Below are 20,879 nucleotides of genomic sequence, written 5' to 3'. Positions count from 1 at the left end.
CCGCGCAAAAAATCACTCTAGACTGAAACCTCACCTACACATCTGGAGGAAGGCACGATGAAAATCCTGTTGATTGGCGCAAGCGGTACCGTGGGCTCGGCGGTCAAGGCAGAGCTGTCCCAACGGCATGAAGTGATCAGCATTGGCCGCAAGAGCGGCGACTTCCAGGTCGATATCAGCGACAGCGCCTCGATCCACAAACTGTTTGAGCAGACCGGCAAATTTGACGCACTGGTCTGCGCTGCCGGCAGCGTCAACTTCGTGGCCCTGGGTGACATGAGCGCAGCCGACTTCGACCTGGGCCTGCAAGACAAGCTGATGGGCCAGGTCAACCTGCTGCTGATCGGTCGTGAGTTCGCCAATGACGGTGCATCGTTCACCTTCACCAGCGGCATTCTCAACCGCGACCCGATTCGCACCGGCGCCTCGGCGGCCCTGGTCAACGGCGCGCTGGACGCGTTCGTGAAGGCCGCGGCGATCGAGTTGCCGCGCGGCCTGCGCATCAACTCGGTCAGCCCGACCGTATTGCTGGAAGCCATGGGCAGCTACGCACCGTACTTTCGCGGGTACAAACCGGCTCCGGGTGCAGAAGTGGCATTGGCCTACGCAAAAAGCGTGGAAGGCCTACAGACCGGGCAGACGTTCATCGTAGGCTAGACATACCCTGCTTGATGGTACGAGCCAGCGTGTTGTGGCGAGGGGGCTTTTCCCCTCACCACAGTCAATTCAACCTGTGTGCCGGGCTTGTGATGCACCGCCAGCCTGCGTAACGTGGCGGCACTTATCAGGAGACCCGATAATGCGTGCCGCCCGTACCCTAGCTTTGTTCGCCCTGTTGCCCCTGTTTACCGCCTGCCAGATGTTCGATAGCGAGCCGGCCAAGCCCTCTCTCGCAGGGCTCACCCGCATGCAGGGTGAGCTGACGGCGCAGGGTGACAAACTGCTGTTCCAGCCCTGCAACGACAAACGCAACTACGTGGTCAACGACACCGGTGGCACCAGTATCCTGCAGGAAGCCGCCTCCCTGGCTGGCCAGCAAGGTGCGCTGTTTGCCGATTTGCGTGGCAAGTTCTCCGGCGTCGCCAGCGGCACCCAGGGCACGGTGGACCTGCAACAGGTGTATCGCGTCGAGCGCTCTACCTCGGCCTGCGATGACCCGGACTTCAAGCGCATGATCCTGCGGGCCAACGGCCACAAGCCGGCCTGGGCGATGAACGTCACCGCCAAGGGCATGGTGCTGGAACGCGAGGGCCAGCCGCCATTGGCCGTGCCGTATGTGGAAGAGCAATCGGGCGACGGACGGTTCAACCTGATGACCGAAGCCAATAACCAGCACATCGAATTGTGGGTAGCGCCCCAGCGCTGTGTCGACAGCGCCAGCGGCAGCCTGCAGCACATGTCGGCCGAGTTGCGGGTCAATGGCCAGGTGCAGCGCGGTTGCGCGTCGTTCGGCGGCTCGCGGGACGACTGATTGCCCCCCTGCGCTGTTTTAGCATGACGGGAAACCGCTGTTGGGGCTTATAATCGCCGGTTTGCAAAACAGCCGGCCTCTTTGCCCGCCGCCTACCGGATTCCTGTCATGTTACGAATCACCGAACTCAAGCTGCCCATCGACCATCCCGAAGAAGACCTGCGGCCTGCCATCGTGCAGCGCCTGGGCATCGCCAGTGATGACCTGCTCGATTTCACCCTGTTCAAACGCAGCTACGACGCTCGCAAAAAGTCGTCAGAGCTGTGCTTCATCTACACCGTCGACCTGCAAGTCAAAGGCGAGGCAGCGCTGCTGCTCAAATTCGCCGACGACCGCAACGTCAACCCGGCACCGGACATCAGCTACAAGGTCGTGGGCCACGCGCCGGAAGGCCTGACCGAGCGGCCAATCGTCGTCGGGTTTGGCCCGTGCGGGATCTTCGCCGGGCTGCTGCTGGCACAGATGGGTTTCAAGCCGATCATCCTCGAACGCGGCCGCGAAGTGCGCCAGCGCACCAAGGACACCTGGGGCCTGTGGCGCAAAAATGTGCTGAACCCCGAATCCAACGTGCAATTTGGTGAAGGCGGCGCCGGGACCTTCTCTGACGGCAAGCTCTACAGCCAGATCAAAGACCCGAAATTCCACGGTCGCAAAGTGCTGCACGAGTTCGTCAAGGCCGGCGCGCCGGACGAAATTCTCTACGTCAGCAAGCCGCACATCGGTACGTTCCGCTTGACTGGCGTGGTGGAAAACATGCGCCAGCAGATCATCGCCCTGGGCGGTGAAGTGCGCTTTGAGCAACGTGTTACCGACGTGCTGATCGAAGACGGCCAGTTGAATGGCGTGGTGGTGGATGGCGGCGAGCACATCCTGTCCAAACACGTAATCCTGGCCCTCGGCCACAGCGCCCGCGACACTTTCCGTATGTTGCATGGCCGTGGCGTGTACATGGAAGCCAAGCCGTTCTCGGTGGGTTTCCGCATCGAACACCCGCAATCGCTGATCGACGCCGCGCGCCTGGGCAAATACGCCGGGCACCCGAAACTCGGGGCGGCCGACTACAAGCTGGTGCACCACGCCAAGAACGGCCGTTCGGTGTACAGCTTCTGCATGTGCCCGGGCGGCACTGTGGTAGCGGCGACATCAGAGCCGAACCGCGTAGTGACCAATGGCATGAGCCAATACTCGCGTAACGAGCGCAACGCCAACTCCGGGATCGTGGTGGGTATCACCCCGGACGTTGATTACCCGGGCGGCCCACTGGCCGGCATCGAGTTGCAGGAGCGCCTGGAATCCCACGCGTTCATCCTCGGCGGCAGCAACTACGAAGCACCGGCGCAGTTGGTGGGTGATTTCATCAATGGCAAGCCGTCCACCGCCACCGGCACTGTGGAACCGTCCTACAAACCCGGTGTGGCCTGGGGTGACCTGGCCCTGGCATTGCCGGACTTTGCCATCGAAGCCATCCGCGAAGCGCTGCCGGCGTTCGAGAAGCAGATCAAAGGCTACTCGCTGCACGACGCGGTGCTGACCGGGATCGAGACCCGCACTTCATCACCGCTGCGGATTACCCGTAACGAATCGATGCAGAGTCTCAACGTGAAAGGTCTGTTCCCGGCGGGCGAAGGTGCCGGTTATGCCGGCGGGATCTTGTCGGCGGGCGTCGACGGGATTCGGATTGCCGAAGCGCTGGCGCGGGACATGTTGGGTATCGAGGCCTGACCTAAAACCTTGTAGGAGCCGGCTTGCCGGCGATGGCATCCTCAAGATCGCCATCGCCGGCAAGCCGGCTCCTACAGTGGGTGTTTCAGATATTGGCGCGCAACACGCTGTCCGGCAGCGCCTCTCCCCGCTCGACACTCGCCGCAACGGCCGCAATCAAGCCGTCCAGCTCATACCCCTGCCCCGCCAGCCAGGCCGGATCGTAATAGGTCGTGGCATAGCGCTCACCACCGTCGCACAAGATCGCCACGATCGAGCCCGACTCCCCCGCCGCTTTCATCTGCTGCGCCGCTACCAACGCGCCAATCAGGTTGGTGCCGCTGGAACCGCCCACTCGCCGGCCCAAACGCTGGGCCAGGTAATGCATGGCCGCCAGGGACAGCGCATCCGGCACCTTGACCATCGCATCAATCACCTTGGGCAAGAACGACGCCTCAACCCGGGGCCGGCCAATACCCTCGATGCGCGAACCACAGTCCAGGCGCAGGCTGGCGTCGCCACTCAGGTAATAGTCGAAAAACACCGAACGCTCCGCGTCCGCGCACAACACCCGGGTGCAGTGCTGGCGATAACGCACATACCGTCCCAACGTCGCCGTGGTGCCGCCCGTGCCGGGACTGGAAATCAACCAGCTCGGTTCCGGGTAACGCTCAAAGCGCAGTTGCTGGAAGATCGATTCAGCAATGTTGTTGTTGGCGCGCCAGTCGGTGGCGCGTTCGGCATAAGTGAACTGGTCCATGAAATGGCCACCGCTTTCCCGGGCCAGACGCTCGGATTCGGCGTAGATCTGCGTCGGGTCCTGTACCAGATGACTCTTGCCACCGTAGAAGGCGATCTGCGCAATTTTTTCCTGAGAAGTGGTGGCCGGCATCACCGCAATAAACGCCAAGCCCAGCAGCCGGGCGAAGTACGCCTCGGAAATCGCCGTGGAGCCACTGGATGCCTCGATCACTGGCGCACCGGGCTTGAGCCAGCCATTACACAACGCATAGAGGAACAACGATCGCGCCAACCGGTGTTTCAGGCTGCCGGTGGGATGGCTGGACTCGTCCTTGAAATACAGTTCGATGCCTGGCAAACCCGGTAACGGCAAGGGGATCAGATGGGTGTCGGCGCTGCGCTGGAAGTCCGCTTCAATAATACGGATGGCTTCGCGGGCCCATTGGCGGTTGTCGCTCATGATCGGTTTCTCTAAGGATTTCAGACTTGATCTTAGGATGTTTCCTACACTCCACACAGATACAGTCATGACTCAATTGGACACACAATTTTCCGGGTTTTGCGCGCAACTGATCGGACCGATTCCTTATAACAAATAAGAATATAACTTTTGTTTTAACAACTAACGGTACGGGTTAGGGTACCCACCTATTGAACCTTGATTGGAGAGCATCCCTTGCCTCTGCGTAGCACTTTCACCCGTTTCTTCCAGCTGGAAGCTGCCAGCGGTCTGCTGCTGATCGCTGCCGCCGCCTTGGCGCTGATCATCAACAACTCACCGTTGTCGCACTTGTACGCGAGCTTTCTCGACGTCCCGGTGGTCGCACAAATTGGCGCGCTGAAAATCGCCAAGCCAGCGCTGCTGTGGATCAATGACGGCCTGATGGCCTTGTTCTTCCTGCTGATCGGCCTTGAGGTCAAACGCGAGTTGCTCGATGGCCAACTGTCCAAGCCCTCGCAAGTGGTACTACCCGGCGCGGCAGCCATCGGCGGCATGGTGGTACCGGCGCTGATCTACTGGGCGCTGAACAAGGACAACCCGGCCGCCCTCGGTGGCTGGGCGATCCCCATGGCTACCGACATTGCCTTTGCACTGGGTGTACTGGCCCTGCTGGGCAAACGCGTGCCGGTGTCGCTGAAGTTGTTCCTGATGACATTGGCCATCATCGACGACCTTGGCGCGATCATCGTCATTGCCCTGTTCTACTCCGCCGACCTGTCTGGCGCTTCATTGGCCGGTGCAGCGGCATGCCTGATCGCCTTGATTGCGATGAACCGGCTGGGCGTGGTCAAGCTGGGTCCGTACATGATTGTGGGGCTGATCCTGTGGGTATGCGTGCTCAAGAGTGGTGTGCACGCGACCCTGGCGGGCGTGACGTTGGCATTCTGCATTCCCTTGCGCACCAAAAACGCCGAGCCTTCGCCGCTGCTGACCCTGGAACACGCGCTGCACCCTTGGGTGGCCTACGCGATCCTGCCGCTGTTTGCCTTCGCCAATGCCGGCGTCTCGCTGACGGGCGTCAACCTGGAGAGCTTCACCCACCACGTGCCGATGGGCATCGCCGCCGGCCTGCTGCTGGGCAAGACCGTTGGCGTACTGGGTTTCACCTGGGTCATGGTCAAAACCGGCCTTGCCGCGCTGCCCGCCGGCGCCAACTGGGGCCAGGTGCTGGGCGTGGCAATCCTGTGCGGCATCGGCTTCACCATGAGCCTGTTTGTCGGCTCCCTGGCGTTTTTGCCAGGCAGCAGTGATTACGCGGGCATGGACCGGATGGGCATCCTGACCGGCTCGATATTGGCGGCGTTGATCGGGTATGCGGTGACAGCGATCGCCAGCCGCAAGCAGGCACTCGTTCAGGCGTAATCGCTTCTGGAGCCGGCGTGCCGGCTCCAGCTTACTCTCGGCCCATTCGGCGCCATCTCACAGAACCGTCCTACAGCCACCCTCCGCTGCTTGCCATAACGTCGTGCTCCCGGCTCCAACGCCGGACGTCGTTAGACAACACGCCAGGAGGGCACGATGGCAAACAACAAGGATATACCCCAAGTCTGGCGATGCTACGGGACCGGCACGGGCGGTTACCGACGGCTCGAGGACATGAACGGGCGCGAGCTGGCTGAACGTGAAGCCAGGCAGCGAGCATATGAAGCCATGCTTGCCCGCCAGGAAGCCTACGAGGCCAGGCGTAAAGTGGAGCCGCCGCCAACGCCATTGCCCATGGTCGGCTGCGTATTCGCAAAGTCCTGCAATCTGCCGGACGCCCTCATCGACTACAACAATCCGTCCGGTTACATACCGCTTGATCGCATAGGGGACTATGGTGAGCACGTGCTGCTTGGTGGCCGTGAAACCGACAGTGAGGGGCTACTGCCACTCAAGAAGATCAGCGGCAGCGCCCTCCCGGCCGGGCTCGGAACATTGGCACTGGGCGGTTCAGCGGTCGGCGGGGCATCAAGCGTCGCAGCTGGTGCTGGAACAGTCGCCGCAGGCCTGATGCTTGGGATTGCAGCACTTATCTGGCCCTCCAATTTGGGCGACAGCGCGCTTTACAGCGACCGCCAACTGCGCTCAATGCCACGCGCGCGAACACGAGTTCGCCTGCAGGTCGAGCAACTTGGTGACGGCACTCTAAAGGGATACGCCTTTTACACAGGGAAAAATCGCGACTGGGAGATGGTTGATGTCGTGCAGTTTGGTCTGCGCGGCACACGGCAGGTAGCTGACTTGGGCGACGGCGTCGAGCTGATCTGGACGCCTGCCATCGATCCCGCTGGCACCCTCGGTATTCCTGCGCTGGAAGCTGCGCCGCAGGCACCGCAAATCTGGGTGTACCCACCGACCGAGAAGGCCGCCAACATCATCGTTGACCCGATTTACCCGCCGCAATACAGGGATTTCATTCTGGTATTTCCGGCGGATTCGGGGGTTCGGCCGCTCTACGTGGTGGTCAGCGTCAGACCAGGGGACCATGACTACTATGAGGCCCCTAAAACACTTCCAGCCTTCCCGACGCAGTAAGGGTTAAACCTAAATCATCCGTTCAAGGTGGAGGAAAAAAGAGAGCAAGGTGGGTCGATAGGAAAGGGAAAATCTACGAATGGGACTATAAAAGCAACGCCGTGGAAAAATTTGACAGATTTGCGATTCACCTAGGAGAGTTCAACCATATAACGGGCGAGCAGACTGGCCCAGCAAAGCCAGGCAGAACGACTACTCGACAATAGCGAGAATACGACTCATGACCCATTTATCAATAACCGGCTTCTACCCTGACGAAAAACAAGATGATTCGTTGCAATTCGAATTCGATATAGAAGGAGCCGAACTCAATCAAGCTGCTGCCCAACTCACAGAGTCAAAGCCTCTGGAAAACCTGGCTCCAGGTGAGCTGGAGCTGACAAAAAATCAGATAACGCAATTGGCGGTGTTGCTTAACATCAACCTCCCCGATGACTTGGAATACTTCATCGGAATACGCGCATAACGGTATAATCAAAGGTATGCCTTGATTTATCACGAGCCGTCTTTGAGTCACGATGAAGCTATCAGCTTCCTCACCACCAAAGACCTAAGCAAGGTCACAGAAGCACTCATATCCATCGGCCTTAACGAGACAGACGCTACGTGGGCGCAAGAAACCTGCCTCCGGTAGGTGAGTAATGACGACGAGGACATCGCGTCAGCTGCCATCATTGCGATAGGCCACATCGCGAGGCGCTTCGGTCAGCTGGACATGGCGAAAATTTCGCCAGCACTGCAACAAGCAAAAACAAAATCACCGTTTCTGAGTGGTGCCGTGCAAGACACCCTTGACGATATCCAGATGTTCACCTGATCCCGCAAAACATACGCCCAACAAAAAACCCCAACCGGTCACCCGGTTGGGGTTTTTCTGTTCCTGCGACCTTACTCTTAACGAGTAACGCGGCTGGTCCCGTTCACGGTCATGATGCGAACGCGGTCGCCGATGCGGAAGACTTCGTTCGGGTCAACGGCCTGGACGTAGGCACGCATGCTGCCGTCGTCTTCACGAACAGTGACTTCGACGCCTTGAGTGCGGGTCAGGCCCTCTTCAGCGGCCGAACCGAGCAAGCCACCGGCAACGGCACCGATAACGCCTGTAACGATGCTGCCACGGCCACCGCCGATAGCGCTGCCGCCAACGCCGCCAACCACTGCGCCAGCAACGCCGCCGATTGGGGTCTTGGTGCCTTCGATTTTCACCGGACGCAGGGATTCGATGGTGCCCATGCGAACAGTCTGTACACGACGTGCTTCGTCACGGGAGTACGAGTCGCCGGTCAGACTCGAGGCGCAGCCACCCAGCAGCAGCGACAGGGTGGTAAAGCAGGCAACCAGTAAAACGGACTTACGCATAGCATCAACTCCAAAGGACAGGTATCCATTAAACCGCTGCGGCTTGCCGCCTGTCACGGCATGCCGGGCAGAAAATTGTTTTCATTCAGCCTTAGTACAGAGAACCTGTACCGAAAAACTCGACGAACGGTAGCAATCCACCGCCGCCGCAAGCTTCATGGGCTGTTTCATCAGTGTAGCCAATGGCTGTATGACGCGGCGCGGCGCTGCACACCGAAGCCTCTGACTAGAGACTTCCGCGGGCAGCGCAACATTCAGGCGAGGTGACGAAAGGTGGGCTCAAGGCGCCAGCCGCTCGCGGGCCCAGTCGGCACCCTGCAAGCGGTAGTTCAGGCGGTCGTGCAAACGACTCGCGCGGCCTTGCCAGAACTCGATGCGCTCCGGCAGCAGGCGATAACCGCCCCAGTGTTCGGGGCAGTCAGGCTGGGTATCGCTGAAGCGCTGTTCGGTAGCCTTGAGCAGGTCTTGCAACTCTTCGCGGTCCCGGATCACCCGGCTTTGCGGTGAGGCCCAGGCACCCAGGCGGCTGCCCAGGGGGCGCACCTGGAAGTAGGCATCCGACTCCTGCGGAGTAACCTTGACCACCCGACCTTCGATGCGCACCTGGCGCTCCAGGGTCGGCCAGAAGAAAGTCATGGCGGCAAACGGAAGCGCCGCGAGCTGTTCGCCCTTGGCGCTCTGATAATTGGTGAAGAAGGTAAAGCCCTGTGTGTCCAGGCCCTTGAGCAGCAGGATCCGGCAATGTGGGCGACCGTCCTGGTCGACCGTTGCCAGGGTCATGGCGTTGGCCTCTACCGGTGGCTGCTCGGTTTTCACCGCATCCGCAAACCACTGGTGGAACAAGGCAAACGGTTCACCCGGGGCCTGGGCCTCGCTCAAACCGTCCCGTGTGTAGTCACGGCGCATATCGGCCAGTGCCTGGGTCATGCGGCTTTATCCTTCTGGCTCAAAGAATCAGTTTTTTGCCTGGTCGTTGGTAGCGGCTGGAGCAGCGGCCTTGGCCGGAGCCGGTTTTTTCGCGGCAGGCTTGGCTGGGGCCTTTTTGGCAGCCGGCTTGGCAGCAGCTTTCTTGGCGACCGGCTTTTTCGCCGGGGCAGCTTTCTTGACTGGCGCGGCGGCTGGAGCAGGTACGTCCTGTACAGCAACCATTTCAGCCTTCGGCGGGTTGGCCGAGTTGTACTTGCTCAACAGTGCCAGCATGGTGGTGCGCTGGGTGAACATGATTTCCATGCGACGGTTCAGGGCACGGCCCTGGGTGCTGTCGTTGGCGGCACGTGGCATCAGGTCACCCATGCCACGCAGCATCAGGCGGTCCTGCTTCAGGCCACTGAGGCTGAAAATCGAGGCGATGGACTGCGCACGTTCCTTGGTCAGCGCCTGGCTCACTGGCTCGGCACCGGTGGTGTCGACATGGCCCAGGACCAGTACGGCGGTTTTCGGATCGCCTTCAACCGCCTTGGCAACGCGGGTGAAGGGGCCCAGAGTCACCGGCAGCAACATCGCCGGGCGTTTCGGGTTGTAGGAGCCGTCAACCGGGGCAATCACGACCAGTACGTTGTCGCGACGCTCCAGTTGCAGGTTGCTGTCCTTGATCGCGATGCGCAGGCGCGGCTCGTAGTCGTCAAGCCAGGCCTGGGTGATTTTTGGATCAGGCATAGGGATGTTGGCGACGTCGACCTTGGCCAATGGCTTTGGCTTGCTTTCGAACGGCCACCACCACTTGGTATCGGTATCAGTCTTGGCAACGGCCGGTGCGGCAGCCGGCGCGGCAGCCGGCGCGGCAGCTGGGGCGCCAGGGGCAGGCGTTGCGGCCTTGAGGTCGGCTTTCAGGTCTGCCTTGGCGTCGTCGGCTTTCGACGAGAACGGCCACCAGCTGGAACCGGTATCCGCCTTGGCAATCGGTGCAGCGGCTTGTGCAGGCGCCGCAGCGGCTGGTGCAACCGGCGCAGCCGCCTTGGCAGCAACGGCCGGCTTGGCATCCGGCTTGGCGTCGGCTTGGCTCACTGCGTCCTTGGTAGCAGCCTTGTCGGAGCCAAATGACCACCAATGCCCGCCTTCGGCATCATTTTGTGGGGTTTGTGCACAGCCAGTGATAGTGAGGCATAGCGCCAGTGCCAAGGACTTGTTCGATAACATGAGATATCCACAAAATGAGAAAAAATCAGGGGCCTGAATGACCCGTTAAACAGACGCTTCTGGAACATTAAAGTTACAACATTTTGCCTAGCGTCTTTTTGTATGTGCCTTTGTAACAAAAAAACGCCAGACAGCAAGCTATTTACAGACAACCGGCCAATATTCTTACCAACTTTTGTGCCCGCGGGTCCATAAGTACATAAGGGCCCAATGTATTGGTCACAAAACCAAAGGCTACATCATGTTCCGGGTCGGCAAACCCCACCGAACCCCCGGCCCCTGGATGCCCAAAGGCCCGCGGGCCTAGGCCGAACGTGGCGTTTGGCACCTGCGGTTGATCCAACATGCAGCCCAGGCCAAACCGGGTTTGTGTCAATAAGGTTTTATCCGGGCCAATACTGTGTTCGCGGGTCAACTCTTCGAGCATATCGGCTTCCAGCAAACTACCGTCGAGCAGCCCACTATAAAAACCCGCCAGACTTCGCGCATTACCGTGACCATTTGCCGCTGGCTGCTGCATACGCCGCCATTCGGGTTTATTAGTGCTGGTCAGAATAGACGGTGGGTTGGTAAATGCACGAGTAGTCATCGCCATCGGCTCGCGCATCGTTACTTGAAGTAAACGTTGTGCCGCCGCATCGCCTACATTGCCCTTGCCTCGGGCTATATGGGCAACTCGATAAAACTCTTCGTCTGCCAGCCCCACATGAAAGTCCAGGCCCAAAGGCCGTGCGACCCGGGCCACGATGCTCTCACCCGGCCCGCTACCGTCGGCGCGACGCAATAATTCGCCCACCAGCCAACCATAGGTAATCGCCGCGTAGCCATGGCCTTCCCCAAGCTTCCACCACGGCGCTTCGGCCGCGAGGGCGTCGACCATCATTTGCCAGTCGTACAGCGCTTCGGCGGGCAGCGTCTCACGCAGGGCCGGCAACCCGGCCTGGTGGCAGAGCAAGTGGCGCAGGGTGATGGCTTCCTTTCCGGCTGCGGCGAACTCCGGCCAGTATCTGGCGACCGGCGCATCAAGCTGCAACTTGCCTTCGGCCACCAGTTGCAGCGCCGTGACGGCGGTAAAGGTCTTGGTGCAGGAAAACAGGTTGGCGATAGTGTCGCTGTGCCAGGCCTCGGCACCGTCCTTGTCGGCGGTACCGGCCCACAGGTCAACGACGGTTTCGCCGCCGATCTGGATGCACAGCGCCGCGCCACGCTCCTGAGGGTCGTCGAACAGTGCGGCAAACGCTTCACGCACCGCTTCGAACTGAAGCTCGTAATGACCCTGAATCTGCACCTAAGCCCCCTCGGAAACGTACCGCAAAAAGTGGCCGACATTGTTCCAGCCATTGAGTGATTTGTGAACCCGCACTTGTCGATCGGGGCCCATCAATGGCCTTTGCCGGAATGCCCGCCGGAATGCCCTGCACCCGGCCCCTCAGCATTGCCGCCATGCCCGGGTTTGCCGCCTTCGCCGGTGTGGACTGCTGCTGCAGCCTTGGCCTTTTCGGCCTCCTTGCCCAGTTGTTCAACGGCTGCCAGGTTACTTTTACGCACACTGTCAACAAACCCCTGGAAGGGCACATCGGTGATGCCTACCAGGCCGAAGTGGCCGTTTTCGCCGTCCAGCAGCCGACCGGTGACCGGCTGGTCCAGGTACTGGAACCAATGCACGCCGACAATCGATGGCTCGGCCATGGCCTGCTTGAGGAAGTTGGCGTAGGCAACCCCGCGATCGTCCTCCTTGGCCAACTGCGTCACGCCGCCCCAGAAGGGGCCACGGTCCGCCGAACCGAAGTTGAATTCGGTGATCAGCACTGGCTTGTCCAGCGCCCGCAATGCAGCGAAGTCGTAACCGTCCTGGGGCTTGAGGGTGTACATGTTGAAACTCAGCACGTCGCAATATTGCGCACAGGACGCCACCGCTTCCGGGGTGCTGACCGCGTATCGGCCGCCCAGCAACAGTTGGTTCGGCGCGTGCCATTTCAATGCATCCGAGATGGTCTTGAAGTAGGCATCGGCAAAGGTCTTCTGAAAATATTTGAAGTCTGCTTCGATTTCCGGGTGCTCGGGGTTAGGCATCGGCGGCACGAAGCCTGGGTCTTCCATCAGTTCCCAGGCGGGCAACTCGATACCCCAGGCCTTCGACAGGCCGTCCTGGTTGCGGTACTTGTCGCGCAATTGCTTGAGAAATGCGCGCTTGGCCGGCACGTCGGTGGTCATGCGCAAGGTGCCGTAGGCCAGGGCGTAGCGAGACTTCGGATCATCACCGGGGCCGGCCCAGGCCAGTTCGTTGTCGGCAAAGAAACCGATCAACCACGGGTCATCGCGATGGTCCCGGGCGGCAATCGCCACCGCACGTTCGGTGGCCATGGCAAAGCGCGGGTCGAACGGGTCGGGCATGCCGCCCCACCAATCGGTGCCGGTACTGATGCTCGCGTAATCGCCGACGATCGACAGTGGCAAGGTGTAAGGCACGCGATCAGCGGTTGCCAACTGTGGCGCACTCCAATTGCCAACGGTGTTGAAACCCCAGGCTTGCAGGCGATCGAGGGTGTGGCCGACCCAGCGCTTCTGGTCAAAACCTTGCTGCACGCAAGGAGCCGGCGGCACACACGGCTGGCCATAGGTGCGCTGCAGGTTGGCGCCATAGAAGTCGTACCAGCGGCCGACATTGAAACTGCGCCCCTGATCGGCACCATTGCCACTGCGGCTGTCACCGCTGCCGTAGTATTTGTCGAAGGGCTCGCCGGCCTTGGGCAGTGCGGCAAACATCCATTCGCGGCCTGCTACATAGGTCTGGCTGTTGTCGGGAGCCACGGTGTTGACGCCCAAGGAATAGAACGGATGGCCTTGCGGCGTCACCAAAAACCAGCGCCCGTCGCGCTTCTCGGTGCGGAAGAAGCCGCTGGCGTCAAAGACCGGGCCCTTGTTCCAGCCGCCGAATTTGTCCAGGGAGGCCTTGTCGCGCTCGGCCAGCCAGCCCTTGAGCTGTTGCTGTTCCTTGACCGCGGAAGCCCTCAACTGCTCGTCACTGCTGACTTTCTCCGGCCATTTGGCGCGGGTGGACTGCCCATAGGCGTCCACCAGGTCGCTGTAGGTGGCCTTGAGCACCGGCGCGATGTCCTGCACGCCAAAGCGCTCCAGCAGGATGCTTTGGGCAACATTGGGCTTGATCATCGACAGGGTCACCGACACGATCTGGCTGCGGTCGATCTCCCCTTCGCTGCTGGCCAGCAATACGCGCTGGCCATCGACGGTGATCGGCATCGGCGGCCCGGCCTTCATGCCCTGGCTCAACGGCGAGTTGGCTTGCAGCGGGATCAGCAGGGTCTGCGCCGGGCCTGCGGGCAGGTCAATACGGCTGACCAAAGCCCTGCCGTCCTTGCTCTGCACCTTGACGTACAGGGTCAGCGCCCAATCCATTGCACTTTGAATGCGCAGGCTCATGGCGCCGGACTGTGACCAGTCCCAGGCACCGGTTTGCGGACTGAGCACCAGGCTCGGTTCGGCGGCCGGGTTGAAGGTGATACGGCGCAGCACTTCGCCTTCAGGGGTTTGTTCGGCGTTGTATTGCGGCAGGCTGGCGTCCTGGGTCGCCACCTTGACCACATCGGCGGGCCGTACAAAGTTGAACAACGTTTGTTGCCCGGCAGGCGCAGCCAGCAATGGCGCGGCAAACAACAAGGCAAAAACAGCGGGCAGCGTGCGAATCATGTGAACAAGGTTCTCCCAAACGGCCGGTGACTGGCCTGATGACGTGATGCGATGGTGAGATAGACCACAAAGTGGGCGAATTCGCCCACCGGGTCTTAAGAAATTTCCCGCCGAAACGGCGGCAAAGCATTCAGGATAGCTTTCCCGTAGCGCTGGGTGACCAAGCGCCGGTCAAGCAAGGTGATGGTGCCGCGATCTTCTTCGGTACGCAGCAGGCGCCCGCAGGCCTGGACCAGCTTCAGGGAAGCGTCCGGCACCGAGATTTCCATGAACGGATTACCGCCCCGGGCCTCGATCCATTCGGCCAATGCGGCCTCCACCGGATCATCCGGCACCGAGAACGGGATTTTGGCGATCACCACGTGTTCGCAGTAGGCACCGGGCAAATCCACACCCTCGGCAAAACTCGCCAGGCCGAACAGCACGCTGGAATCGCCGCCATCCACCCGCGCCTTGTGCTTGTTCAGGGTTTCTTGCTTCGACAGGTTGCCCTGGATAAACACCTGCTTGCGCCAGTCACGGTCGAGGCCGTCGAACACGTCCTGCATCTGTTTGCGCGACGAGAACAGCACCAGCGTGCCCCGGGAACCTTCTACCAGCGACGGCAGGTCACGAATGATTGCCGCCGTGTGGGCCGGCGCATCCCGTGGGTCGGCCTTGAGGTCCGGCACCCGCAACACACCCGCGTCGGCGTGATGGAACGGGCTTGGCACCACGGCGGTGACGGCCTTTTTCGGCAGCCCGGCGCGCATGCGGAAGCGGTCGAACGTGCCCAGCGCCGTCAGCGTAGCCGAGGTGACCAGGGTGCCGTAGGCCACGTTCCACAGGTTGCGTCGGAGCATTTCCGCCGCAAGGATCGGGCTGGCATTGACCTCGATATCAAACAGCGCACCGCTTTCCGACAAGGTCAGCCAACGGGCCATGGGCGGGTTGTCTTCCGGGTCTTCAACGGTAAAGGCGGTCCACAACTCCCAGTTACCCTGGGACCGGGACAGCAGGCTGCCAAACAATGGGTACCACTCTTCGGCCTGGTTGCTGGCGATGCCGATGTTGACCTCGCCGTCCATGCCTTCCTTGAGTAAATCGGTGAGCCGGGTGAACAGGTCGGTCAGGCGCGAAAAGCCCTTCTTCAGTTCGATGCCCATTTCGCGCATGTGCTCGGGGATCAGCCCGCCGACGAAGCGGTGACGCGGCCGTTCGCGGCCTTCCACGTCTTCGCCGGGCTTGAAGTCTGCTACCTGCTCGCAGGCGCTGAACATGAATTGCTGCTGGGTCTTGATCTCGCGCGCCAGCTCCGGAACCTGCTCGATCAGCTTGCCCAGGTCGCCGGGCAGCGGATGTTGCGCGAGCAACTTGGTGAGGTTCTTGGCGGTGGTTTCAAGCCAGTCGGCGGTGGACCGCAGGCGCGTGTAGTGGGCAAAGTGGCCGATGGCCTTGTCGGGCAGGTGATGGCCTTCGTCGAACACGTACAACGTATCGCGCGGGTCGGGCAATACGGCGCCGCCGCCCAGGGCCAGGTCGGCCAGGACCATGTCATGGTTGGTGACGATAACGTCGACCTTGCCCATGCCTTCGCGGGCCTTGTAGAAGGCGCATTGGCCAAAGTTGGGGCAATGACGGTTGGTGCACTGGCTGTGATCGGTGGTCAGGCGCGCCCAGTCGGCGTCTTCCAGGGCATTGGGCCAGCTGTCGCGGTCGCCGTCCCATTTATTGCCGGCCAGCTTCTCGATCATGCTGGTAAACAGCTTCTGACTGACCTCATCGACTTCGATCTTGAAGCCTTCTTCCTCGAACAGCGAGGCCGTCGCGGTTTGCGCATGGCCTTCCTGCAACAACACGTCGAGCTTGGACAGGCACATGTAGCGCCCACGACCCTTGGCCAGGGCGAAGGTGAAGTTCAGGCCACTGTTACGCATCAGGTCAGGCAGGTCTTTGTAGACGATCTGCTCTTGCAGGGCGACGGTGGCGGTAGCAATCACCAGGCGCTTGCCGGCAGCCTTGGCGGTGGGAATCGCCGCAATGCAATAGGCCACGGTTTTGCCGGTACCAGTACCGGCTTCGACGGCCACCACGGCGGGGTCGCCACTGCGCCGGCCTTCGTCGTCGGTGTCGATATCCCCGAGGACCTTGGCAACTTCGGCGATCATCAGGCGCTGGCCGTACCGCGGTTTCAAGCTCTTGGCTTCGAGAAAACGCGAGTAGGCGCCCTGGATCGTGGTTTTGAGTTCAGTGCTGATCATGAATAGTCGGGCGCAAAAAACGCTGGATAAATTTTCAGTGGTTCGGATCGGCCGCTATCATACCCCGCTAATTAATCCCGCGCAGAACGGAGTACCTCAATGACCGTGTTTAGCCTTGCTTATACCCTGCATGTACTGGCGGCCCTGATCTGGGTCGGCGGTATGTTTTTCGCCTGGATGATCCTGCGCCCCGCCGCCATGGCTGCGCTTGACGGGCCTGCCCGGCTTAAACTCTGGGTAAATGTGTTTCAACGTTTTTTCGTGTGGGTTTGGGTCGCGGTGCTGGTTTTGCCGATCAGCGGTGTTGGCCTGCTGCAACTGCGTTTCAGCGGGTTTGAGACTGCGCCGCGTTATGTGCAGGTCATGATGGGCTTGTATGTGGTGATGACGGCGCTGTTTATCCGGATTCAGGCACTGAAGTTGCCGGAGCTGCGCACGGCGGTGGCGGCTGAGGATTGGCCGGCCGGGGCTGCGGCGTTGGGGCAGATTCGTAAATTGGTGGGGATTAACTTGATTGTGGGGTTGGTGCTGGTGGCGATTGCTGCGGCTCGGCCGATGTTCTGAGGATGCCTGCGTAGCAGCTGTCGAGCCTTGGCGAGGCTGCGTACGCGGTGTGTCAGGTACACCGCCGACGCAGCCTCGCCAAGGCTCGACAGCTGCTACGCACACAGGCGTAGCGGTTTATAGCCTTTGGACGGTCACCGCACCCGCTGGCCCTGCTGGGCCCGCCTGCCCTTCCAGCCCGGCGCGGCCTTTCTCGCCGCCATCGGCGCGGTACACCACACATCCCTTGGACTGCCCGCCTTTACCCGGCTTGCCCGCCGTACCCGCCAAACCACCGGCACCGCCGTCCACCCAGACCTTGATCTTTTCGCCCGGGAAGTCCTGCGGCAACTCTACCCGAACCTGCGCGCCCGCCGCGCCCGGCAACCCGTCGCCGCCGTTGTCGCCATTGGCACCGCGCCCGGCCGAACCCCAGGTGCAACCCGGGTCTTCACCGTTGGCGCCATCCAACCCGGCATAACCCTGGGCACCCGCACCGCCGCGGGCATCCACCGACAGCTCATCGGCCGTCAGCGAATTGATCCGCAAGACCAGGTCACGCCCCGCCTTGGCCGGGCGTTCATGGGTACCTGGCGCGCCGCGCGAAGTGATCTGGCTGCCATGCTCCAGTTGCGCCTGGCGCACCTGCAATTGCAGGGCGGTACTGCCGGGCACGATGGCGATACGCGCTTCGCGACCCAAGTGCAATTCATCCACCGTCACCTGGGTGATATTGGCGGGAATCAGCAAAGTGCCGTAGTCCGCCACCTCCAGCCGCTCCAGCTGCAAGACGCCGCTGCTGTTGGGCAGGCGCATCAACGAATTGGTCTCGACGCTGACGCTTTGGGCCAGGGCAATGGGGCTGACCAGCAAGGCCAACAGAAAAACCTTACGCATGATTGGCCTCCTTGGTTACATCATTAGTCGGTGCCGGCGCCGAAAAGCTCTGCACATGGAACATACCCACCAGCAGGATCTGCAAGCGGTCACGCCAGGGGTGGGCACGGTTTTTCACACTGCCATTGAACAACAGCAGTTCCAGAATATGGGTCAACAACAATAGGCTGCCGGCCAGACTGACCAACAGGTGAAACGGGTTGATCAGCGGTGTGAACAGATTGACCACCACCAATACCCAGAACAGCAACGTCAATAACTTCCCCAGCCCCCAAAACACCTTCATCCCGCACGCTCCCCTTGCACGTTATTCTTTGGGCGCACAGTAACGACTTCTACAGGCGTTGTGCCAGTGAAGGATTAAAAAATTGATGAAGGGGCCCCTGTGGATCCCACAGGGGCCTTTAGGGTGGGTCAGCGGTTGATCTGGATTTCCACGCGGCGGTTTAGCGCGCGGCCGTCAGCGGTTTTGTTATCGGCTACCGGATGGCTTTCACCGGCGCCGGTCACGGAGACAAAACTGCTGCGCGGGATTCCGGAACTGACCAGGTAGTCGGTAACCGAATGAGCGCGTCGTTCAGAGAGTTTCTGGTTGTAGGCGTCTTTACCAACGCTGTCGGTATGGCCGCTGACGCGCAGTTGCGCACTCGGGGCCTCTTTTTTCAGGCGGGTAGCGATGATGTCGAGTTTGGATTTGTCGGCGGCCGTCAGCTTGGCGGAGTCGAACTCGAAGTGCACGTCACGAATCACGATGGTCTCTTCCTTGACCACCACCACTTCTTCTTGAACCACTGCTACCGGGACGGGTGGGCAGCCATTGGCATCCACCTGCACGCCTTTTGGCGTACCCGGGCACTTGTCGCGACTGTCTGGCACGCCGTCACCATCTTCATCACCGTCGCCATGCACCCAGCAATACGCACCGGCCATGCCGCCGATCAGCAGCGCACCATAGCCCGCATAGGAAGAGCTTTGGGTCGCGCCGATGGCCGCGCCGGTCACACCGCCGACCGCGGCGCAGGTGGGCCAGTCGGTTTTTTGCAAGCCTGCGCAACCTGTCAATACTCCGGTTAGCAGAACCAAGGGTAGAGCTGTCCGCATGATGCTCATCTGACTTTCTCCTGAGGGGATCGGCGGGGGCCGACGAATGGAGTAAAGACGGCTCTATTCATCTGCGCCAGCGTGTCACACCCCAGTATTCATTGGCCCGCACGGTTTATTCTCGCCGCCCGCTCTAGGCCCGCACGCTCAGGCAGGCTAGTCTCTACCGTCCTGATGTGAGGATCTTCGATGACTGCCGGTATTTCTTCCCGTACACCCCAGCAAGCGCTTGCCGCGTTGCTTGAGCTACACGCGCCCAAACGCCTGCTGTTATTGGGTGCCAGCCAGTTCCCGGCGCTGGATGCGTTCAAGCAAGCACATGCGGATACACGGGTGTCTTTCGCCGAGCCCGGCCCCTTGCCCGCCGACCTCGCGGCCCAGCGTTTTGACCTGGCGCTGGTCGTCGACTGCCTGGAACACCTGTCAAAACCTGCGGGCCTGACCCTGCTGGGGGGCATTCGCAACCTGAATGCCAGCCGCATTGCGGTGCTGGTAGACCTGGACGCCTGCGCCTGGAAAGACACCGACTTTTTCTCCCTGGCCCTGCAAGCCAGCGAACGTTTCCAGCGCGACGATCAGGTTTTGACGCTGTTTACCTACGATCTGCTTGACTATAAACAGGTGCCGGATTGGCTGAACGCCCGCTTTTGGGCCAACCCGCAAAACTTTGGAAAGTATTGGTGGTAACCCGATGAGTACATCCATTTGCCCCTGCGGCAGCGGCAACCTGCTGGATGCCTGCTGCGGCCATTATCACGCCGGCCACCCCGCGCCCTGCGCCGAAGCGTTGATGCGCTCGCGCTACAGCGCCTATGTGCTGGGCCTGGTGGACTACCTGGTGGCAACCACCTTGCCAGCGCAACAACCCGGGCTGGACACCGCTGCCATTGGTGCCTGGAGCACCCAAAGCACCTGGCTGGGCCTGGCCGTGGAAAGCTCCGAGGTGTTCGGTGGCCAGCCGGAACATGCCTTCGTGACCTTTACCGCCCGCTGGCATGACAGCACAGGCGAACACAGCCACCGCGAGCGCTCCTCATTCGTGCAGAACAACGAACACTGGTACTTCATCGACCCGACCGTGGCCGTGAAAGTCGAGCGAAATGACGCGTGCCTGTGTGGCAGCGGGCAGAAATTCAAGAAGTGCTGTTCTGGCTACCTCTGACATTCGTTGATACCCGGCCGGCTCGCGCTTGCTATGCTGACTCTTCAGACGGAGTAACGGCATGGTTTCTCAGGCGCGGGTATTCAGGACTTACAGCCTTCTGCTGGCATTGATGCTGGGCCTCTCCGGCTGCGCGTCGTGGTTCGCCGACGATACGCCCGCCCCCGAGGTTCGGCTGGTGAAGGTCGACCCGGTGCGGGTCAAATTGCTGGAGCAGAAGTTCAAGCTGTATTTTCGCGTGGACAACCGCGACGACAGCGACTTGACCGTGCGCGGCCTGGTTTACAAGGTCAGCCTGGGGCCGCTGCTGCTGACCGAGGGCGAGTCCAACGAATGGCTGACCGTGCCGCCCCACAGCCACGCGTTCTTCCGGGTATCGGTACGCACTAACCTGTGGCCGCAAATCCGCGATGTGGTCGATATGCTGAAAAATCGGCGCGCGCCCGTGCCCTACCGCCTTGAAGGCGAGTTGAAAACCGGTTTATTTATCGGGAACGACGTGCAGGTGATGCGCAATGGCGAGATAATCCCCGGCGATTTTATTCCGGAGCGACATCGATGACTCAGCAACCCCATGTCCATGGTCCTGACTGCAACCACGATCACGATCAGCATGATCACGACCATGGCCATGTCCACGGCCCGAACTGCGGCCACGCTCACCAGGAGCCGGTGCGCAACACCCTGAAGGACGTAGGTCGTAACGACCCTTGCCCGTGCGGCAGCGAGAAGAAATTCAAGAAGTGCCACGGGGCTTGATGCCCTGAACACAGGTCATTGTGGGAGCTGGCTTGCCTGCGA

General features: G+C 60.9%; 20 protein-coding genes and 2 pseudogenes. 12 read left to right on the top strand and 10 right to left on the bottom strand.

Translation table 11 applies throughout. The features are described 5' to 3' along the window. Positions 1-57 precede the first annotated feature (57 nt). The 3 genes from RGV33_RS06960 to RGV33_RS06950 all read left to right on the top strand — a co-directional run bounded on the left by RGV33_RS06960 (position 58) and on the right by RGV33_RS06950 (position 3,193). Positions 58-657, top strand: coding sequence for a short chain dehydrogenase (locus RGV33_RS06960; protein ID WP_322143635.1), 600 nt, complete (start codon positions 58-60; stop codon positions 655-657). A gap of 142 nt (positions 658-799) precedes the next feature. Next, on the top strand, positions 800-1,471 hold the full coding sequence (locus RGV33_RS06955) for a hypothetical protein (RefSeq protein WP_322143634.1): 672 nt from the start codon (positions 800-802) through the stop codon (positions 1,469-1,471). A 108-nt stretch (positions 1,472-1,579) separates the two neighbouring features. After that, positions 1,580-3,193: an NAD(P)/FAD-dependent oxidoreductase gene (locus RGV33_RS06950; RefSeq protein WP_322143633.1), complete on the top strand. Its 1,614-nt coding sequence runs from the start codon at positions 1,580-1,582 to the stop codon at positions 3,191-3,193. Between the two features lie 85 nt (positions 3,194-3,278). Here RGV33_RS06950 and RGV33_RS06945 read toward each other — a convergent pair whose 3' ends face one another. Beyond that, the gene (locus RGV33_RS06945) at positions 3,279-4,376 is read right to left on the bottom strand and encodes a PLP-dependent cysteine synthase family protein (RefSeq protein WP_322148627.1); all 1,098 of its coding nucleotides are present in this window, start codon (positions 4,374-4,376) and stop codon (positions 3,279-3,281) included. Positions 4,377-4,589: 213 nt separating this feature from the next. Between RGV33_RS06945 and nhaA the strand changes: the two genes are divergently transcribed. From nhaA to RGV33_RS06925, 4 genes and pseudogenes are all read left to right on the top strand, one after another. Beyond that, on the top strand, positions 4,590-5,777 hold the full coding sequence (gene nhaA / locus RGV33_RS06940; RefSeq protein ID WP_322143632.1) for a Na+/H+ antiporter NhaA: 1,188 nt from the start codon (positions 4,590-4,592) through the stop codon (positions 5,775-5,777). 156 nt (positions 5,778-5,933) lie between these two features. After that, positions 5,934-7,138, top strand: a pseudogene (locus tag RGV33_RS06935) (S-type pyocin domain-containing protein). Positions 7,139-7,152: 14 nt separating this feature from the next. Then, a complete protein-coding gene (locus tag RGV33_RS06930; protein ID WP_322143631.1) occupies positions 7,153-7,398 on the top strand; it encodes a pyocin S6 family toxin immunity protein in 246 nt (81 codons plus the stop codon). 21 nt (positions 7,399-7,419) lie between these two features. Then, positions 7,420-7,749: pseudogene (locus RGV33_RS06925) on the top strand (hypothetical protein). 77 nt (positions 7,750-7,826) lie between these two features. Here RGV33_RS06925 and RGV33_RS06920 read toward each other — a convergent pair. The 6 genes from RGV33_RS06920 to dinG all read right to left on the bottom strand — a co-directional run bounded on the left by RGV33_RS06920 (position 7,827) and on the right by dinG (position 16,375). Beyond that, positions 7,827-8,291: a glycine zipper 2TM domain-containing protein gene (locus RGV33_RS06920; RefSeq protein WP_010176704.1), complete on the bottom strand. Its 465-nt coding sequence runs from the start codon at positions 8,289-8,291 to the stop codon at positions 7,827-7,829. A gap of 279 nt (positions 8,292-8,570) precedes the next feature. Then, complete coding sequence (gene pdxH, locus RGV33_RS06915) at positions 8,571-9,218, bottom strand: pyridoxamine 5'-phosphate oxidase (protein ID WP_322143630.1); 648 nt, start codon at positions 9,216-9,218, stop codon at positions 8,571-8,573. Positions 9,219-9,245: 27 nt separating this feature from the next. Continuing rightward, the gene (locus tag RGV33_RS06910) at positions 9,246-10,427 is read right to left on the bottom strand and encodes an OmpA family protein (protein WP_322143629.1); all 1,182 of its coding nucleotides are present in this window, start codon (positions 10,425-10,427) and stop codon (positions 9,246-9,248) included. Positions 10,428-10,569: 142 nt separating this feature from the next. Next, positions 10,570-11,715 (bottom strand): serine hydrolase domain-containing protein, encoded by a 1,146-nt coding sequence (locus RGV33_RS06905; protein ID WP_322143628.1) that lies wholly within the window; start codon positions 11,713-11,715, stop codon positions 10,570-10,572. 92 nt (positions 11,716-11,807) lie between these two features. Further along, positions 11,808-14,135 (bottom strand): beta-galactosidase, encoded by a 2,328-nt coding sequence (locus tag RGV33_RS06900; protein ID WP_322143627.1) that lies wholly within the window; start codon positions 14,133-14,135, stop codon positions 11,808-11,810. 95 nt (positions 14,136-14,230) lie between these two features. Beyond that, positions 14,231-16,375, bottom strand: a complete 2,145-nt coding sequence (gene dinG, locus RGV33_RS06895; protein ID WP_177082266.1) for an ATP-dependent DNA helicase DinG — start codon at positions 16,373-16,375, stop codon at positions 14,231-14,233. A gap of 99 nt (positions 16,376-16,474) precedes the next feature. Here dinG and RGV33_RS06890 point away from each other — a divergent pair, with 99 nt between their 5' ends. Next, complete coding sequence (locus RGV33_RS06890) at positions 16,475-16,939, top strand: CopD family protein (protein WP_322143626.1); 465 nt, start codon at positions 16,475-16,477, stop codon at positions 16,937-16,939. Between the two features lie 117 nt (positions 16,940-17,056). Here the strand turns inward: RGV33_RS06890 and RGV33_RS06885 are convergent, their stop codons facing one another. From RGV33_RS06885 to RGV33_RS06875, 3 genes are all read right to left on the bottom strand, one after another. Continuing rightward, on the bottom strand, positions 17,057-17,815 hold the full coding sequence (locus RGV33_RS06885; RefSeq protein ID WP_322143625.1) for a collagen-like protein: 759 nt from the start codon (positions 17,813-17,815) through the stop codon (positions 17,057-17,059). Beyond that, entirely contained in the window at positions 17,808-18,101 is a 294-nt protein-coding gene (locus tag RGV33_RS06880) for a DUF1145 domain-containing protein (RefSeq protein ID WP_322143624.1), read from the bottom strand. The genes RGV33_RS06885 and RGV33_RS06880 overlap by 8 nt, the downstream gene beginning before the upstream one ends. A 128-nt stretch (positions 18,102-18,229) precedes the next feature. Continuing rightward, positions 18,230-18,925, bottom strand: coding sequence for an OmpA family protein (locus RGV33_RS06875; RefSeq protein WP_322143623.1), 696 nt, complete (start codon positions 18,923-18,925; stop codon positions 18,230-18,232). A 180-nt stretch (positions 18,926-19,105) separates the two neighbouring features. Here RGV33_RS06875 and RGV33_RS06870 point away from each other — a divergent pair, with 180 nt between their 5' ends. The 4 genes from RGV33_RS06870 to RGV33_RS06855 all read left to right on the top strand — a co-directional run bounded on the left by RGV33_RS06870 (position 19,106) and on the right by RGV33_RS06855 (position 20,837). Continuing rightward, on the top strand, positions 19,106-19,603 hold the full coding sequence (locus RGV33_RS06870) for a DUF6231 family protein (protein ID WP_322143622.1): 498 nt from the start codon (positions 19,106-19,108) through the stop codon (positions 19,601-19,603). A 4-nt stretch (positions 19,604-19,607) separates the two neighbouring features. Then, entirely contained in the window at positions 19,608-20,078 is a 471-nt protein-coding gene (locus RGV33_RS06865) for a YchJ family protein (protein ID WP_322143621.1), read from the top strand. Positions 20,079-20,139: 61 nt separating this feature from the next. Then, complete coding sequence (locus RGV33_RS06860) at positions 20,140-20,640, top strand: LEA type 2 family protein (protein WP_322143620.1); 501 nt, start codon at positions 20,140-20,142, stop codon at positions 20,638-20,640. After that, the gene (locus tag RGV33_RS06855; protein ID WP_322143619.1) at positions 20,637-20,837 is read left to right on the top strand and encodes an SEC-C metal-binding domain-containing protein; all 201 of its coding nucleotides are present in this window, start codon (positions 20,637-20,639) and stop codon (positions 20,835-20,837) included. Before RGV33_RS06860 ends, RGV33_RS06855 begins: the two co-directional genes overlap by 4 nt. Positions 20,838-20,879: the final 42 nt, after the last annotated feature.

Origin of the sequence: Pseudomonas sp. Bout1, from assembly GCF_034314165.1 — a bacterium.
Taxonomy (GTDB): Bacteria; Pseudomonadota; Gammaproteobacteria; order Pseudomonadales; family Pseudomonadaceae; genus Aquipseudomonas.
This window is presented reverse-complemented; position numbering and strand designations above follow the sequence as displayed.

Bases quoted from the DNA above. Each gene is read 5' to 3' on its own strand.
- RGV33_RS06960 (WP_322143635.1), top strand. From the start codon at position 58: ATGAAAATCCTGTTGATTGGCGCAAGCGGTACCGTGGGCTCGGCGGTC.
- RGV33_RS06955 (WP_322143634.1), top strand. From the start codon at position 800: ATGCGTGCCGCCCGTACCCTAGCTTTGTTCGCCCTGTTGCCCCTGTTT.
- RGV33_RS06950 (WP_322143633.1), top strand. From the start codon at position 1,580: ATGTTACGAATCACCGAACTCAAGCTGCCCATCGACCATCCCGAAGAA.
- RGV33_RS06930 (WP_322143631.1), top strand. From the start codon at position 7,153: ATGACCCATTTATCAATAACCGGCTTCTACCCTGACGAAAAACAAGAT.
- RGV33_RS06920 (WP_010176704.1), bottom strand. From the start codon at position 8,291: ATGCGTAAGTCCGTTTTACTGGTTGCCTGCTTTACCACCCTGTCGCTG.
- pdxH (WP_322143630.1), bottom strand. From the start codon at position 9,218: ATGACCCAGGCACTGGCCGATATGCGCCGTGACTACACACGGGACGGT.
- RGV33_RS06910 (WP_322143629.1), bottom strand. From the start codon at position 10,427: ATGTTATCGAACAAGTCCTTGGCACTGGCGCTATGCCTCACTATCACT.
- RGV33_RS06900 (WP_322143627.1), bottom strand. From the start codon at position 14,135: ATGATTCGCACGCTGCCCGCTGTTTTTGCCTTGTTGTTTGCCGCGCCA.
- dinG (WP_177082266.1), bottom strand. From the start codon at position 16,375: ATGATCAGCACTGAACTCAAAACCACGATCCAGGGCGCCTACTCGCGT.
- RGV33_RS06890 (WP_322143626.1), top strand. From the start codon at position 16,475: ATGACCGTGTTTAGCCTTGCTTATACCCTGCATGTACTGGCGGCCCTG.
- RGV33_RS06885 (WP_322143625.1), bottom strand. From the start codon at position 17,815: ATGCGTAAGGTTTTTCTGTTGGCCTTGCTGGTCAGCCCCATTGCCCTG.
- RGV33_RS06880 (WP_322143624.1), bottom strand. From the start codon at position 18,101: ATGAAGGTGTTTTGGGGGCTGGGGAAGTTATTGACGTTGCTGTTCTGG.
- RGV33_RS06875 (WP_322143623.1), bottom strand. From the start codon at position 18,925: ATGAGCATCATGCGGACAGCTCTACCCTTGGTTCTGCTAACCGGAGTA.
- RGV33_RS06870 (WP_322143622.1), top strand. From the start codon at position 19,106: ATGACTGCCGGTATTTCTTCCCGTACACCCCAGCAAGCGCTTGCCGCG.
- RGV33_RS06865 (WP_322143621.1), top strand. From the start codon at position 19,608: ATGAGTACATCCATTTGCCCCTGCGGCAGCGGCAACCTGCTGGATGCC.
- RGV33_RS06860 (WP_322143620.1), top strand. From the start codon at position 20,140: ATGGTTTCTCAGGCGCGGGTATTCAGGACTTACAGCCTTCTGCTGGCA.
- RGV33_RS06855 (WP_322143619.1), top strand. From the start codon at position 20,637: ATGACTCAGCAACCCCATGTCCATGGTCCTGACTGCAACCACGATCAC.